This window comes from Haloprofundus halophilus (genome assembly GCF_003439925.1).
Lineage (GTDB): Archaea > Halobacteriota > Halobacteria > Halobacteriales > Haloferacaceae > Haloprofundus > Haloprofundus halophilus.
Window position 1 is genome coordinate 203,559 of sequence record NZ_QQRR01000003.1, and the last position, 14,608, is coordinate 218,166.

Sequence of the window (14,608 nt, forward strand, 5' to 3'; positions counted from 1 at the left end):
GCCCGACGGTCGTCGCCGTCGACGTCGTCGGCCCCGGTGATTTTATCCTGAGAGTGGTCGATACCGCAGTATGGAGATAGTCGGACTGCAAGCGTACGCCGTAGACGTTCCGCTCGTCCCCTTCGAGGAGGGCGGTGTCGCACCGTACGTGACGAACCACAACTCCCTGGAGCGCATGACCCGTGTACTCGTCCGCGTCGACACCGACGAGGGCGTCTCCGGGTGGGGCGAGATGCGCGTCTTCCTCACACCGGAAGCCACTGTCTCGATTCTGGAGGACGGCGTCGAACCGTTCGTCGTCGGCCGCTCGCCGTTCGAGGTCGAAACGTTTCGCCGACAGGTGTTCATCGAGTACGCCAACGCCGACCTGTTCTTCGCGCCCGTCGAAGTCGCCTGCTGGGACATCGTCGGAAAGACGCTCGACAGGCCGGTGTACGAACTGCTCGGCGGATGGACCGCACCGGCTCAGACCGAGACGCGCCACCGAGAGCACCAAAGCGAGTACGCCGCCGAAGGCGAGAGTCGAACGGTCGACGTGGCGTACTGCCTGGGCATCCTCCCGCCCGAGGAGTCCGCCGAACGCGCCGTCGAGGTTCGTGACGCGGGTTACTCTGTGTTGAAGACGAAGGCCGGCCGCGACTGGCGCAACGACGTCGAGCGCGTTCGGGCGATGCACGACGCCGTCGACGGCGACCTCCTGTTCCGACTCGACCCGAACCAGGGGTGGACCGTCGACGAGGCCGTCCGCGTCGGGGCGGCGCTCGCTGACGCCGGAATCTACCTCCAGTACCTCGAACAGCCGATTCGCGTCGATACTCATCGGTCGCTGGCGTCGTTGCAAGCGCGTACGCGACAGCCTATCGCGCCGAACGAGGACACCTACCTACCTCACAACCTCCGTCGTCTCGTCGAAGCCGGCGCGATGGACGTCGCCGTCCTCGATCTGACGCCCGCCGGCGGACTCTCGGGACTCCGACAGCAGGTCGCCATCGTCGAGGACGCCGGAATCCCGGCGACGCACCACTGCGCGTTCGACCTCGGAGTCCGGACCGCGGCGATTCTCCACGCCGCGTACGGCCTGCCGGGTCTGACGCTCCCGCCGGATTCGGTGTACGACGGCTGGGAGACCGACGTGGTTCGAGAGCCGTTCGAGATAACCGACGGCGCGCTGACCGTGCCACAGTCGCCCGGGCTGGGCGTCGATGTCGACCAGAGCGTCGTCGAGGAGTACCGCATCGTATGACGTTCGGATTGGGGTCGTTCGAGAGTGACGCAGGTGTCGAATCGAGCGCCGAGGTCGCGTTCGCGGCGCGCACCGCCCCCGAAATTCGCGCTCTCGGGGAGAGGGACGGGTCGGTGCTCGTCCTCCCCGTCGGGAGCGTCGAACAACACGGAAACCACCTGCCGGTCGCGACGGACTCGATTCTCGCCTCGGCGGTCGCCGTCGCGGGCGCAACCGCAGTCGCCGACGACGTTCCGGTGTTGGTCGCACCGACGGTCTGGACCGGCTACTCGCCGCACCACCGCTCGTTCGGCGGGACGCTCACCGGCGAGTTCGGCACGCTTTTGGACCTGCTCGGCACCGTCGCCGACGCCGCGCTGGACAACGGGTTCGACGCGCTGCTGCTGCTCAACGGTCACGGCGGCAATCGGGCGCTCGTCGACGCCGCGGTCACCGTCGTCGGACGTAGCCATCCCGGCGTCGAGTCACTCGGCCTGACGTACTTCGACCTCGCCGCTCCGTTCGCCGACGAGGTGCGCGAGAGCGACAGTGGCGGGATGGCTCACGGCGGCGAGTTCGAGACGTCGATGATGCGGTATCTCCGACCCGAACTCGTCCGCGACGACGCGCCCGCGGCGTACTGGGACGAACCGTACGACCTCGCCGGAAGCGACCTGCTCGAAGGCGGCCCGCTGTCGGTGTATCGACCGTTCGAGGCGTACTCGGAGAGCGGCGCTATCGGCGACCCCTCGCTGGCCAGCGCCGAGAAAGGCAAACAGTTCTTCGACGGCGTCCGAGCGGAACTGGCGGCGCTACTGCTCGACGTTCACGAGCGGAACGCCGACTGATACCGGGTCCGAGCCCCTCGGTTTTCGAGGGTCGAGCGCGTCGGGCGCCGTCGACACCTGTCCATACTCGCTCGGTCAGCCGTCAGCGGGAAGCAGTCCGTCGGTACCGAGCGACCCGTCGAGGAACCCGCTCACGAGGATGACGACGAGTCCGACCGCGGCGACGTACGCGTACATCGACTGGACGCCGACCAAATCGAGAAGACGGCCGGACGCGAGCTCGCCGACGCCCGACCCCGCGGCGAAGCCGAACCCGGTGAGAAACGTCTGCGCGGTCGACCCGATGGAGGCGGGCGCGAGTTCGTGGGCGAGGTTCACGGCTGCGAGCATGAACGCCGCGTAGCCGACGCCGAGAAGCAGTTGGAGGGCGACGACGAACGCCGGCGCGGGCGCAGACGCGTACGCCGCGAACGTAACGACGTGACAGGCGGCACCCGCGGCGAGGAGCCGACGGTACGACGTGGTGAACCGCGCTGCGGCGAGGAAGACGGCCGCCTCGCCGAGCGTCTTGGCGGCGACGGAGATGCCGGTGAGCGCGTCGCTCCCGCCGAGACTCCGGACGTAGACGGACAGGTACGCGCTTCCCGCCGGGAACAGCGTCCCCATCAGAAACGCTGCGACGACTAGAGCGGCGAAGTTTCGGTCTCTCAGGAGCGACGCCGCCCGGAGACCGACGCTCTCGGTCGGCGGCCTTCGGTCGACCGGTATCCGGAGGAGAAGGAGCGCGAGCACCGCCATACCGACACCGAACGCGTAGAACACGACGACGGAACCGAAACGCGCGCTGGCGATGCCGGCGCCGATCGCCGCGATACCGAAGGCGACGCTACCGTACGCGCGGACGCTTCCGTACGACAGTCCCGCAGAGAGTAGCATGGCGTTCGCCACCGGTCGAATCGGTGCGCGGAACGCCGCAAACCCGACCGTAACGGCCGCGACGAGCGGAAACACCGCCGCAGCCTGCGGATACGACAACCCCAACGCACCCGCGCCGCAGACGCTGACGATGAGAATTCGCTTCTGGGCGCCGAAGCGGTCGCTCAGTAGCCCCCAGGCGGGGAGCGCGAGGATGCCGGCCGTCCGGAGGAGAAAGCCGACGGTACCCATCTCCACGCCGGTCAACCCGATATCCTCGAAGTACGCGTTGCGGAACACGACGAACCCGCTCCACGCCGCGAAGTAGAGGAAGTAAAACGATTTGAAGTAGCTTCGGCGGTCCATCTCGGGGCGGTCGAACTAGTTACTCCCTCACCGTCCGTCGAACGTCGTGGGACGGCCGCGGACGGTACGGTCCGAGGAACGACACCGCGGTCACGGGGTGTCGAACTCCACGACTGTCTTGATGACGTCGTCTCCCGTCTCGAACGCCGCGTCGACCTCCGACAGCGAGTAGACGCCCGTGACGAGCGCGTCGGCGAACCAGTCGGGGAACTCGGTGAATCGCTTCTTCGCGGCCTCGAACTGCCGAACGTTAGAGTTGACGCTGCCGAACAGCGCCTTGTTCTCCAGCACGAGTTCTCTGTGCAGGCGGCCGCCGTCGACTTCGAACTCCCAGTCGTTCGGGATACCGAGGAGTGCGCCGACGCCGTTCGGCGCGAGCGCGTCGACGGTTTCGAAGGCGTGCTTCGCGTAGCCGGTGGCCTCGTAGACGAAGTCGACAGCCTCGTGCGCCCCCGGAATCTCGTCGACCGGCGTCTCTCGGGAGTCGACGTACGTCGACCCGAGTCGTTCGACGACGTCGATGGTCGGGTCCGGCCGGTCGCGGCGACCCAGACAGTACGTGCGCTCGAACGGCAGCGACGGCGTCTGCAGCGCGGCGAGCGTCAGCAGTCCGAGCGGTCCGTTCCCGAGGACGAGCGCGCTCGTCGGGTCCCACTCGAACGCCGAACGGGCGGCGAACGCGTGTTCGAGCGCCTTCTCGGTGTTCGATATCGGTTCGACGAGGAAGCCGTGCTCCGCGAACTCGTCGGGGACGGGGACGAGAAACTCCGACGGACTCGTGAAGAACTCGGACATGTAGCCGTGAGCGCCGACGATGCCGCGTTCGACGTACAGCCCCTCCGGAGCCATGTCGGGTTCGTCGCGCTCGAAGTAGTCGTTCGTCTCTCCGGGCGGTCGGCGCACGGTGGGCACGACGAGTTCACCCTCCTCCAGTTCGGTCCCGTTGGCGTCTTCGACGACGGCGACGGCTTCGTGGCCGAGAATCTGATAGTCGTCACCAGGGGGGTAGCCGCCGTGGTTTCCGCGGATGACCTCGTGGTCGGTTCCGTCGATACCGACCCGCAGCGTCCGTAGGAGAGCCTCCCCGGGTTCGGGGGTCGGGTCGGGCACGTCCCTGACCGTCGGACGGGACTCGCCTTTCTCGACGACGACGGCTCTCATCTGATGGTCCCCCTCCCCGGTGTCGACGGGACGGCCGTCGCTCCTCCGCGACCGCACTCGTTGTCACTCGTTGGCACGACTCTCGTTTGCTCGGCCCGTGCTATAAACACTCCGACGGACGCAGCGCGAGTCGGAACTCGGTGTCTCGATGCGGAACGTTTTACCGATAAACGCGTCTACGCAGACACCATGGAGAACGGAACGGAAGGGGCGGACGGACGGTCGAAAACGAGTCGGTCGCCCCGGCAGTGCAAGGTCGGACGGCTGATAGAGGTGTACGACCTCGACGGATTGGGCGAAATGCTCGAGGTCCGCTGGACCGCCGCCGGCGACGACCGGTCGAGCCTCCGCGAACTCGCGACCGAGTTCAACCGTCGACTGCTCGAATCGGCCCTCGAATCGGCGGGGGTGAGCCTCCTGGACGGCGAGGTCGAAAACTACTATCGGCTCTTGACCGACGACGAAGTGACCAGTGGGACGAGAGTACAGGCCGAACGGACCCTCGAGCGGCACGGCATCGACGTCGACGCCGTGAAGACCGATTTTGTCTCACATCAGGCGGTACACACGTACCTAGTGAAGTACCGAGGCGTCTCCCGCGACAGTTCGACGACCGGGAACCGAACCGAAAAGATAGACACGAACATCGGCCGCCTCAGAAGTCGAACGCAGACCGTGACGGCGAACTCCCTCGAATCGCTCGTGTCCGCCGGCGAACTCGAAGTCGGTGAGATCGACGTGCTCGTCGACATCAACGTCCACTGTGACATCTGTGGGGAGACACTCACCGTCGACCAGTTACTCGCAGACGGCGGTTGCGGATGTCACCGCGAGTGAGCGCGGCAGTGCGGGGTCGAACCGCTTTTTGGAAGAGTCATTCAACTCGGTTGTAGTTTAACGCATCAGCAAGATACAGTACTTTTAGAAAGTAGTACGCTAAGTAGGCCAAAGTTCGATTATAGTTCACCAGTCACGACACAAATGAAACGAAATAGGGACCATTACCCATTTTTATCGCAAATTCGTAATAAAATTGTTCGGTGGAAATTGTATGCGCACCCAATAATTGAAGAGTAGAAACTCAGGTGTTTGCTAGAATAAATATTTTCGGGAGGTAGTAGATAAATCGAGAGTAGTTGACGGAGCGGGGCGAAACTCGACTGTGATCGGTTCCGATGGGCAGTCCGAACGGGCGTTCGAGACGATGATGAGAGAGCCGACGCTCCGTCGTTCAGTGACCGAGGAATCAGTGGTAGGCCGGGCGGGCCGTGACTCCCACTCGGCCGCTGATTCTGTCTGACGAATTGTCACCATCGCCGCGTGACCAGGCGCGGCGCGGTGTCTGTGCAACGCCGCGTAACGCTGCAGTGGCGATGTCTCACTCATCCACGTTAGGTGTTACCATTGGGTCAAATGTGGACGGTGGAGCAGGGTGGGACGGTTCAGACCTCCTCGACGTTCCTGAGGGGCTCCGCGAGAAGAAACGCCCCACTCACGCCAATCGGTCGGTGTGACAAGCGGTAGTAACGGAAGAGACGCCAATCTTCGAACGCGAGAGTGACGTGTGGCACGCGTCGCTAATGGGGTAGTATCGGCCTCCTCTCGAAAGTCGCCAATTTAGTGTCAGCGTGAAGCCGCTCGCGGACGACCCGAGTACGCGTCTGCACTCGGTGTGATTTGGGGGAACAGTTATACCAGCGTGAAAGGAAGCGCCGCACATGGACATCCTTCGACATCTGCTCGACAACCCCGACCCTCCGCGGGAGTCGTCGCGAACGCGGCGGCGAGAACGGTTCTACGACGAGACGAGAGACGTTTCGGCGGTGACGGTTTTCTGGGAGGACGTCTCCGCGCTGAAGACGCTTCTCGACCGCGAGGCGACGACGCCGATGCCGGCCGGCGAGACGCTCGCGGTCGAGAGCGTTCGGACGGAGTTGCCGACCGACGAACTCTCGCTGCGAATGGCGCACGAACAGCTGCTCTCGGAACTCGACCGACTCTCGGACCGCTGGGAAGCACAACTGGATACCTCGCCCGCATCGGTGTGGCTTCCGACCGGCTACAGCGTCCGCATGCGGGTGTATCTTCGACACTGCGAGGCCCGTCTCGGGGACGACGCCGACCCGTTCTCGCGGCCGGAGTCGTTCGGTCGGGTCCGTTCGCTCGTCGACCGATGCACCGTCGCCGACGACAGCGACGCCGCTTCGGCGTTCGTCGGCAGCGAACACGTCCCGCTGAGCGAGGACCGATAGCCGACCGAACCGACGCTTCTGCGTATCGGTACCCCACACGTGAGCACCGTGTGTCGAACGAGGGGTCACGAACCAATTTTATTAGGCGGCGGACTGTTGTAGTTGTAACTCACACCTCGTAGTAGGGTTACCTCCCTTCGGCGTACGTCACTGCGTCGACTCGGGTGGTACGCCCCGAACGACCTGCTTGGCCGTGGTGTCGTTCGATCGCCGGACCGAACCGTGTTCCGGCACTCTCACTTTCGCTCGAACGGTCGTCGAATCTACCACATTCAGCGGGAGCTCTACGACGGAGACGACGACGTTGTAGCTGTCTGATTTAGTGAATATAGTCTCCAATTATTATTTGAAACGTGAAATACCAGCATTTGTGATACTGCGAGGAGCTATATTCAACAATGCAGAGTTATATCACATGCACGACCTAAGCGGCTTCCAGCGCGACCTGTTGTACGTCATCTCGGGGATGGACCAGCCCTCCGGACAGCAGGCGAAAGAACGGCTCGAACAGTATCTGGACGACGACATCAACCACGGGCGACTGTATCCGAACCTCGATACGCTCGTCAGTAAAGAGTACGTGGAGAAGGGACCGATAGACCGCCGAACCAACTACTACGCGATAACCGAACGAGGCGAGAATCAGATACGCGAACGCCGCGAGTGGGAGGAGTCGCAGTTCCCCTTCGACCGGCAAACGACCTGAGACGCGCAGTTACCTCCGGACTCGCCAAACCGCTTCAAGCGACATCCAGAGCATCACGCTGAGCGCGGCGAGAAGCGACAGCGCGACCTCTGCGAGGCCCATCCAGACGGGCGTCGCGTACATCAGCCCGTTTAGGTACTTGTTCGGCAAGGCGTCTTTTACCAGCACGCCCAGTCGGTTCCGTTCGGTCCCGGTCCGCGAATCGAGACCGAGGGACTGCGCGCTAGACCCGCCGGCGCTCTCGTCTCCGGTACCGAGGCGTTCGGCTTCGTACGGGAAACCGACGGTGACGCTGCGGACGATTTCGCCCTCTCGGTCGACCTCGACGACGCGATTTCCGTTCGAGTCGGTGACGAGCGTGTTCCCGTTCGGTAGGCGGTCGGCGTCGCGGGGCCACTGCGTCCGAGCGTCTCGCCACTGCCACGTCTGTACCCACGTTCCGTTTTCTCGCTGGTACTCGACGACGCGGTTGTTCTCGGAGTCGGCGACGAGGACGGCGGGACCGCCCTCGGACTCGGGGATGTAGTCCGGATTGTGCTGCTCGTAGAGGACGTCGTACTCGTCCTCTGCGCCGAGGGTCCAACTGTCGTCCACCTCGCCGCGCTGCCGGTCGACGAACACCACTCGGTCGTGGTTGCGGATGCTGACCATGAACCGTTCGCCGCCGTCGACGAGTTCGACGTCGTTGATGTGGCTCCAGTCTTTCGGGTACGGTCCGCCGGTCTCGTCGGTCGAGAACTCGTCGGAGGCGTTCCACGTCCAGACGATGTCCCCGCTGGACTGCTCGACGACGAACAGTCGGTCGAGGTAGATGTCCGCGACGGCGAGGTGCGTCTCGTTCACGCGGTCGACGTCGTGGAACCGGGTGAGTTCCTGTCCGGGCGTCGTCGCCGTCCAGACCGTCGTCGTTTCGCCGGTCGTGAGATTCACTCGGTCGACGCCGTTTCGCGTACAGCGGCCGCTCTCGCCGTGGACATCGTAGTAGCGCTCCCACGTCGTCTCGTCGACGGCGTACCGCGAGTGGTTCCAGTCGGTCGGACAGGCGTCCGCGTCCAAGTGGTCGGCGAACGCGGCTTCGACCGTCGCGTCGGTGCCCGGAACCGGGTCGACGTCCCAGTACACGTCGCGCGAGTCGTTGTAGTAGAGCACCGTTCCGTCGCCGTCGACCGCGACGAGTTCCGCGCGCCCGCGCGGAGTGGTCACCTCTCCGGGTCGCCCGCGCCACGAGTTCGAGTCGGTGCCGATGACTGTCACCGAGTCCGCCGACGCGACTCGGCTCGAATCGTGTTGCCAGCCGTCGTCCGGTCGAACCTCGTCGACGAGTGGTCTCTCGGCGGTAACGTACCCGAGTCCGAGTCCGAGTATCGAGAGGACGGCGAGCGTCGCCAAAACGAGCCTGAGCGACTGCTTCCGGTCGTTCACGGGTCGGGCCTCGCGGCGGGGACGGTGTCACGCAGCGGTCTCCGCGGGCGACTCCTCCGGACGGTGTTCGACCGAGTAGGGCGCCGTGAGCGACCCCGCCCTACCGCGCTCGGGGCCGCTCGTCCCTCGCTCGTCGAGGATAGGGTATCCACTCTCTCCGCCGGCGCTTGCACCCGACGCGGGCACAGCGGGTCCAGACTCCGCGGTCGACTTCCCTCCACGGGTGGTTCGGGGTGTCCCTCTCCTCCCGAGCCGACACCCGGGCCACACGTCCGATGCACGCATCTTGTCACGTTCGAACAACGGACGGACGTGGTGAGTATCTTACTACCTCGTTCAACTCCCGAGACGGTGAGCGTGAAGGGAACGCGTAAACGGCTTGTACAGGTGCTGTGTCGTTCCAGCCTCGCGCTTTCGTCACTCGTCGAAGGGTGGGGCCTCGGCGGCCCCCGTTACGGCCAGGTGCGCGGATTACGGTTGATGCCCCGGAAATCGTCGGTTTCACTTCGAAGCCAAGCGGTTCGAGAAAACCGAGCATTCTCGCCATTGTCGGGCGTAGCCCGAGACGCTCGCCCCGCCCGTCTATAGATAAAACCTATCTACGAGACGTGCCAACCGAGCAGCGAGAGCGACACATGGCCGCAGAGGAGGACCCCGTCGACGTACTCGACCCGCTCCGCCAGTTTCTCTCGCTCGAACGCGACGTGCTCGTCCTCTCGGTGGCGATGTTCGCGTTCAGTCTCGGCTTCCAGATGACGAACCGCTTTCTCCCGGAGTACATGGTGGCGCTCGGCGCGTCGGGTTTCGTCGTCGGCCTGTTCGGGACGTTCGGCAACGTCATCTCGGCCGTCTATCCGTACCCCGGTGGTGCGGTCTCGGACCGAATCGGCTCGCGGTACGCGCTGACGCTGTTCGGCCTCCTCTCGACCGTCGGCTTCGTGTTCTGGCTCGTCGCACCCGGAATCGGCGGACTCTCCGTGGGTTCCGTCACGCTCGGCCCCTGGATGTGGATCTTCGTCGGGCTGCTCCTCGCACAGGCGTGGAAATCGTTCGGCCTGGGAGCGACGTTCGCGGTCGTCAAGCAAGCGACGCCGCCCTCGCGCCTCGCCGAGGGGTTCGCGAGCACCGAGACGTTCCGCCGGACCGCCTTCCTCGTCGGACCGGTGTTGGCGGCGGTGCTCATCGGTCTCCACCCGCAGTTCACCGTGAGCTTCCGGTACGTCCTCGCCGTCGCCGTCGTCTTCGGCGTCCTCGGCACGGTCGTCCAGCACTTCCTCTACGACGCCGGTTCCGACACCATCGGCGACTCCTTCGAGGGAGTCGACCGCATCGTCCGCGACTTCCGAGAGATGCCCGAGGAACTGCGACCGCTTCTGGTCGGTGACACGCTCGTCCGCTTCGCCAACGGGATGGTCTACGTGTTCTTCGTGCTCGTGGTAACGCGGATATTCGGGGTCGGCCTCGACACGACCGTCTCGCTCGGCGGCCTCTCGTACGCGGTTGACCTGTCGCCGCAGGCCTTCTTCGGCTACCTCTTGGGCGTCGAGATGGTCGTCGCGCTGCTCACGATGATTCCGGCCGCGAAAGTCGCAGAGCGCGTCGGACTCAAGCCCGTCGTCGCCCTCGGCTTCGCCGTCTACGCCGTCTTCCCGGTCGTGCTCATCTACGCGCCGCAGACGGCTCCCGCGCTGGTGCTCGTCTTCGCCTTCTCCGGACTGCGCTTCGCGGGACTCCCCTCGCACAAGGCGCTCATCGTCGGTCCGGCCGAACGGGGCGCGGGTGGTCGCGTCACCGGCACCTACTACCTCCTGCGAAACACCATCGTCATCCCCAGCGCCGCGCTCGGCGGCTATCTCTGGGACTTCGTCAGTCCCGAACTCGCGTTCACCGTCGCCGCCGCGGTCGGTCTCGTCGGAACTGGGTACTTCCTGGTGTTCGGAAAGGAGTTCGAAGCGTACGCCTGAACCCCTCGGACGGTCCTTCGCTCTCTCTCGTCTCCGCGTCCGCGGACCGGAAAACGCCGCCCCGACCGGAGCCCCAATACGCGCTCGGCCGAACTGTACACGTGACGATGGACCACCGCAACGCGGGCTACGACCGGCTGTTCGGTACCGATACCCTGAGCTTCGGCGTCAGCTTCCCGCTCACCGACTCGCGGGAGTCGAGCCCGCCGGTCGCGCGGGAGATGGAGCTCGCGGCACACGCCGAGCGGGTCGGATTCGACGCGCTGTGGGCGCGCGACGTCCCCCTCTACTGGCCGCGGTTCGGCGACGCGGGCCAGACGTTCGAGACGTGGACGTGGCTGAGCCACGTCGCCGCCCACACCTCGGATATTGCACTCGGCACCGCCAGCGTCGTCCTTCCGCTTCGACATCCCCTGCACGTCGCAAAGAGCGCGGCGTCTATCGACCGCCTCTCCGACGGCCGCCTCGTCCTCGGAGTAGCGACGGGCGACCGCGACCCCGAGTTTCCGGCGTTCGGCGTCGACGCCGACGAGCGCGGCGAACTGTTCCGCGAGAGCGTCGACGTACTCCGGACCGTCTGGCGCGAGGAGTTCCCCGAACTCGACTCGGCGTGGGGGACGCTCGACGGGTCGCTCGACCTCGTACCGAAACCGACGACGGAAACGCTGCCGCTGCTCCCGACCGGTTACGCCCGGCAGTCCGTCGAGTGGATCGGCGACCACGGCGACGGCTGGTTCTTCTATCACCTCCCGACGAACACGCTCGAATCGTACCTCGACGAGTGGCGGACCGTCGCCGACGGGAAACCGTACGCGATGGCGGTCCGAACCGAACTCGCCGACGACCCGCGGGCGGGACCGGAACCGCTCCACCTCGGCTACCGCGCCGGCAGCGACTGGTTCGCCGACTACTTCTCGACGCTCGACGAGATGGGCGTCGACCACGTGCTCGTCTCGACGCCCGGTCGGAACCCGGAGACCGAACTGACGCGATTCGCCGAGGAAGTCGTCGAACGCGTTCGCTGACGACCCAGCCGAATCTCGTCAAGGCGGGACGAGGCGCGACGACCGGCGGGGGGAATCCGAAACAGGTTTCATTCTTTAGGTTAGCCTAAATCCATGGAACGTGGTTCAGCGGACCGGAGCCAGTCGACGCGTCGTGCGTACCTCAAGTACGGAGGCGCAGTCGTCGGTGCCGGACTGCTCGCAGGCTGTGCGAGCGACGACGGAGCCGAGGGGGAATCGCCGGAGACGACGGGGTCCGGAGACGGCAGTGTCGGAGAGACGGATACGGGAGCCGACTCCGAAACGACGGATTCGGGAGGGTCGTACTCGGTGTCGATGGCCCCGGTCGGGACAGTCGAATTCGACAGCGTGCCCCAGAACGTGATGGTGTACAGTCTGCTGTACGCGGACATGGCCGTCGCCTACGGGCGAGGCGACGCGGTGAATTCGCTCGGCTTCGACGCAGACGCCGGCGGCAGGACGTTGGACGCTTACTACGCTCGTCTCGACGGCGTCTCCTTCGACCGTAGCGGGCTCGAACAGCTCAACACCGGCTCCGGGAGCGCGAACGTCGACAAAGAGCTGGTCTACGAGCTGAACTCCGACCTCCACTTGGTCGACCCGTCTCTCGTCCTCTCGTTCGACGGCTGGGAGCAGTCCGACGTCGACGAGATTCGGACGAACGTCGCGCCGTGGTTCGGCAACGCCTATAGTCGGGCGCACAGCCCGCCGCCCGAGGAGTATCGGGACGATTACGAGTACTACATCCTCTGGGAGATTTCGGGGAGGGTGTCCGAAGTCTTCCGAGAGCGGCAGCGGTTCGAGGCGCTCCGGTCGGTCTACGACGAGATGCTCGAACGAATCCGGTCGAACCTCCCGCCCGCCGACCAGCGACCCTCGGTCGGTACGGTGATACTCATGGACGAGACGTTCTACCCCTCGAAGCTCAACGCTCCGGGGTTCGCGGCCGCCCACACCCGACCGCTCGAAGCGAATGACGCGTTCGCAGCCGACGACGTGACGTACGAGACCACCTACGACTACGAGACGATGCTCGAAATCGACCCCGACGCGATTCTGCACCCCTTCGGAATCGCCTCCTACTACGACGTCGGACAGATTCGACGGACGCTCGAAGAGCATCCCGTGGGCGGGCAGTTGACGGCCGTCCAGAACGACCGCGTCTACCCCTCGGGCAACCCCGTTCAGGGGCCGCTGATGAACCTCTTCCAGTTGGAGATGACCGCAAAACAGCTGTACCCCGACCAGTTCGGCGAGTGGCCCGGCTACGAGAACGGCGACCCGTACCCGGAGATTCCGGAATCCGAGCGCCTGTTCGACCGCCAGCGCGTCGCCGACATCGTCACCGGGAGGCTCTGAGGCGTCCGTCGAACGCGGACGCGGGCGCGCTCGGATGGGTGAAGCGGAGCTACCCGACGAACTGCAGCACGGCGAGAATCGTCCCGACGGACGCGACAGTCGTCGCGAACACGTTCGCGGAGGCGAGGTTCGCATCGCCGCCGAGTTCGGTCGCGTAGATGAACGTCGAGACGGCCGTCGGCATCGCCAACATCAACACGCCCGCGCGGGTGGTCGACACGTCCGCCGAGAGCAAGGAGAACGTCGCGAGCGCGATGGCGGGCATCACCAGCATCTTGAGCGCGACGACCGACCCCACCGTCGAGAAGTCGACGGCGGTGTCGTCCAGCGACAGCGACGCACCGACGACGAGGAGCGCGACGGGGAGGGCAAATCCGGCGAGCGCCTCCAGACCGGACCAGACGGGGCTCGGTACCGAGACGCCCGACGCCGAGGCGAGCAGCCCGACGGAGAGCGCGACGAGGACGGGGTTGGCGAACAGATTCCGGAGTTCGCTCCGCAGGTCCGCGTCGGCGTTGTTGACGAAGACGAGAACCGCGATAGTCAGCGGGACTTGCGTCAGCGCACCGACACCGAGGAGGAGACTCGCCTTCGCGGTGACGACGTCGCCGAACGTCGCCGCGACTATCGGTAGACCGAGAAAGCCGAGGTTGCAGTGATACGACTGCACGACGGCGACGCTCCGGACCGCCGGTGACGACTCCCGGCGATGGACGACCCACCCGACCGCCGCCGCCGAGAGGAGGACGGCCCAGAATCCGACGACGAGGCGGGGTTCGAGCACCTCGCCGAGCGATTGCGAGGCCGTCGACGTGAAGACGAGTGCGGGAAGCGCGACGTAGAACGCGAACTGCGTGAGGCGGTCCGTGCGGGCGTCGTCGAGGAGGCCGAGTCGTCGGAGGCCGAGCCCGACGGCCAGGAGGACCAGAAGATACACCAGATTCGAGACGACATCCATGCTGGCACTCAACCGCCGACGCACTTCAGGTTACGGCAGGTGGCAACGGAGGTTGTGGTCGTCGCACCGGCGTCGAGCGGGGCGTCGACGCCCCCGGTTCGGAACGCGTCGACTGCGTCGTCGAAGCCGACGCCCCCGGTTCGGAACGCGTCGACTGCGTCGTCCGCTACGGCGCGGACGAGTCCCCGTGGTGCGCCTCCTCCCACAGCTCGCGGCAGTCGTCGCCGCAGAGCGGATAGATTCGGAGCACGCTGTTGCCGTCTCCCACTGTCACGACGGGGTACCACTCGCTCGTGTCGATGGCGGCCCCGCAGTACTCGCACCACTTTCTCCTGTGCGAGACGACGCCCCTCTCACGAAGGGAGTCGTCGCTGCGCCCGCCGTTTGCGTCGGGAGCCACTTCCGCGTCGGACGCCTCTCGAACCAAACTGTCGGAACGGGTCGAGTCGGCGGATTCGGACCGTTGCATC

General features: G+C 65.4%; 14 protein-coding genes. 8 read left to right on the forward strand and 6 right to left on the reverse strand.

Features of this window, described 5'->3' with window-relative positions:
* The first annotated feature begins 70 nt into the window (after positions 1-70).
* Together DV709_RS16495 and DV709_RS16500 are read left to right on the forward strand one after the other, a co-directional pair.
* Positions 71-1,243, forward strand: coding sequence for a mandelate racemase/muconate lactonizing enzyme family protein (locus DV709_RS16495; RefSeq protein ID WP_117595534.1), 1,173 nt, complete (start codon positions 71-73; stop codon positions 1,241-1,243).
* A complete protein-coding gene (locus DV709_RS16500; protein ID WP_117595535.1) occupies positions 1,240-2,070 on the forward strand; it encodes a creatininase family protein in 831 nt (276 codons plus the stop codon). Before DV709_RS16495 ends, DV709_RS16500 begins: the two co-directional genes overlap by 4 nt.
* Before the next feature lie 75 nt (positions 2,071-2,145).
* Here the strand turns inward: DV709_RS16500 and DV709_RS16505 are convergent, their stop codons facing one another.
* Together DV709_RS16505 and DV709_RS16510 are read right to left on the reverse strand one after the other, a co-directional pair.
* On the reverse strand, positions 2,146-3,291 hold the full coding sequence (locus DV709_RS16505) for an MFS transporter (RefSeq protein ID WP_117595536.1): 1,146 nt from the start codon (positions 3,289-3,291) through the stop codon (positions 2,146-2,148).
* Between the two features lie 90 nt (positions 3,292-3,381).
* Positions 3,382-4,452, reverse strand: a complete 1,071-nt coding sequence (locus tag DV709_RS16510; RefSeq protein ID WP_117595537.1) for a glucose 1-dehydrogenase — start codon at positions 4,450-4,452, stop codon at positions 3,382-3,384.
* A gap of 189 nt (positions 4,453-4,641) precedes the next feature.
* Between DV709_RS16510 and rdfA the strand changes: the two genes are divergently transcribed.
* The 3 genes from rdfA (at position 4,642) to DV709_RS16525 (ending at position 7,410) form a co-directional block, all read left to right on the forward strand.
* On the forward strand, positions 4,642-5,289 hold the full coding sequence (gene rdfA, locus DV709_RS16515; protein WP_232819780.1) for a rod-determining factor RdfA: 648 nt from the start codon (positions 4,642-4,644) through the stop codon (positions 5,287-5,289).
* Positions 5,290-6,170: 881 nt separating this feature from the next.
* Entirely contained in the window at positions 6,171-6,704 is a 534-nt protein-coding gene (locus DV709_RS16520; RefSeq protein WP_117595538.1) for a hypothetical protein, read from the forward strand.
* Positions 6,705-7,119: 415 nt separating this feature from the next.
* The gene (locus tag DV709_RS16525; protein WP_117595539.1) at positions 7,120-7,410 is read left to right on the forward strand and encodes a PadR family transcriptional regulator; all 291 of its coding nucleotides are present in this window, start codon (positions 7,120-7,122) and stop codon (positions 7,408-7,410) included.
* 9 nt (positions 7,411-7,419) lie between these two features.
* Here the strand turns inward: DV709_RS16525 and DV709_RS16530 are convergent, their stop codons facing one another.
* Positions 7,420-8,832, reverse strand: a complete 1,413-nt coding sequence (locus tag DV709_RS16530) for an aryl-sulfate sulfotransferase (protein WP_117595540.1) — start codon at positions 8,830-8,832, stop codon at positions 7,420-7,422.
* A 635-nt stretch (positions 8,833-9,467) separates the two neighbouring features.
* Between DV709_RS16530 and DV709_RS16535 the strand changes: the two genes are divergently transcribed.
* The 3 genes from DV709_RS16535 to DV709_RS16545 all read left to right on the forward strand — a co-directional run bounded on the left by DV709_RS16535 (position 9,468) and on the right by DV709_RS16545 (position 13,180).
* Entirely contained in the window at positions 9,468-10,796 is a 1,329-nt protein-coding gene (locus DV709_RS16535) for an MFS transporter (RefSeq protein WP_117595541.1), read from the forward strand.
* Between the two features lie 107 nt (positions 10,797-10,903).
* Positions 10,904-11,821 (forward strand): LLM class oxidoreductase, encoded by a 918-nt coding sequence (locus DV709_RS16540; RefSeq protein WP_198665761.1) that lies wholly within the window; start codon positions 10,904-10,906, stop codon positions 11,819-11,821.
* 93 nt (positions 11,822-11,914) lie between these two features.
* Entirely contained in the window at positions 11,915-13,180 is a 1,266-nt protein-coding gene (locus DV709_RS16545; RefSeq protein ID WP_117595543.1) for an ABC transporter substrate-binding protein, read from the forward strand.
* A 49-nt stretch (positions 13,181-13,229) separates the two neighbouring features.
* Here DV709_RS16545 and DV709_RS16550 read toward each other — a convergent pair whose 3' ends face one another.
* Genes DV709_RS16550 through DV709_RS16560 form a run of 3 tightly spaced genes read right to left on the reverse strand, consistent with a single transcriptional unit; the run spans position 13,230 to position 14,607 of the window.
* Positions 13,230-14,138, reverse strand: coding sequence for an AEC family transporter (locus DV709_RS16550; RefSeq protein WP_117595544.1), 909 nt, complete (start codon positions 14,136-14,138; stop codon positions 13,230-13,232).
* An 8-nt stretch (positions 14,139-14,146) separates the two neighbouring features.
* On the reverse strand, positions 14,147-14,344 hold the full coding sequence (locus DV709_RS16555) for a hypothetical protein (RefSeq protein WP_117595545.1): 198 nt from the start codon (positions 14,342-14,344) through the stop codon (positions 14,147-14,149).
* The gene (locus DV709_RS16560; RefSeq protein ID WP_117595546.1) at positions 14,305-14,607 is read right to left on the reverse strand and encodes a DUF7576 family protein; all 303 of its coding nucleotides are present in this window, start codon (positions 14,605-14,607) and stop codon (positions 14,305-14,307) included. The genes DV709_RS16555 and DV709_RS16560 overlap by 40 nt, the downstream gene beginning before the upstream one ends.
* Position 14,608 lies beyond the last annotated feature (1 nt).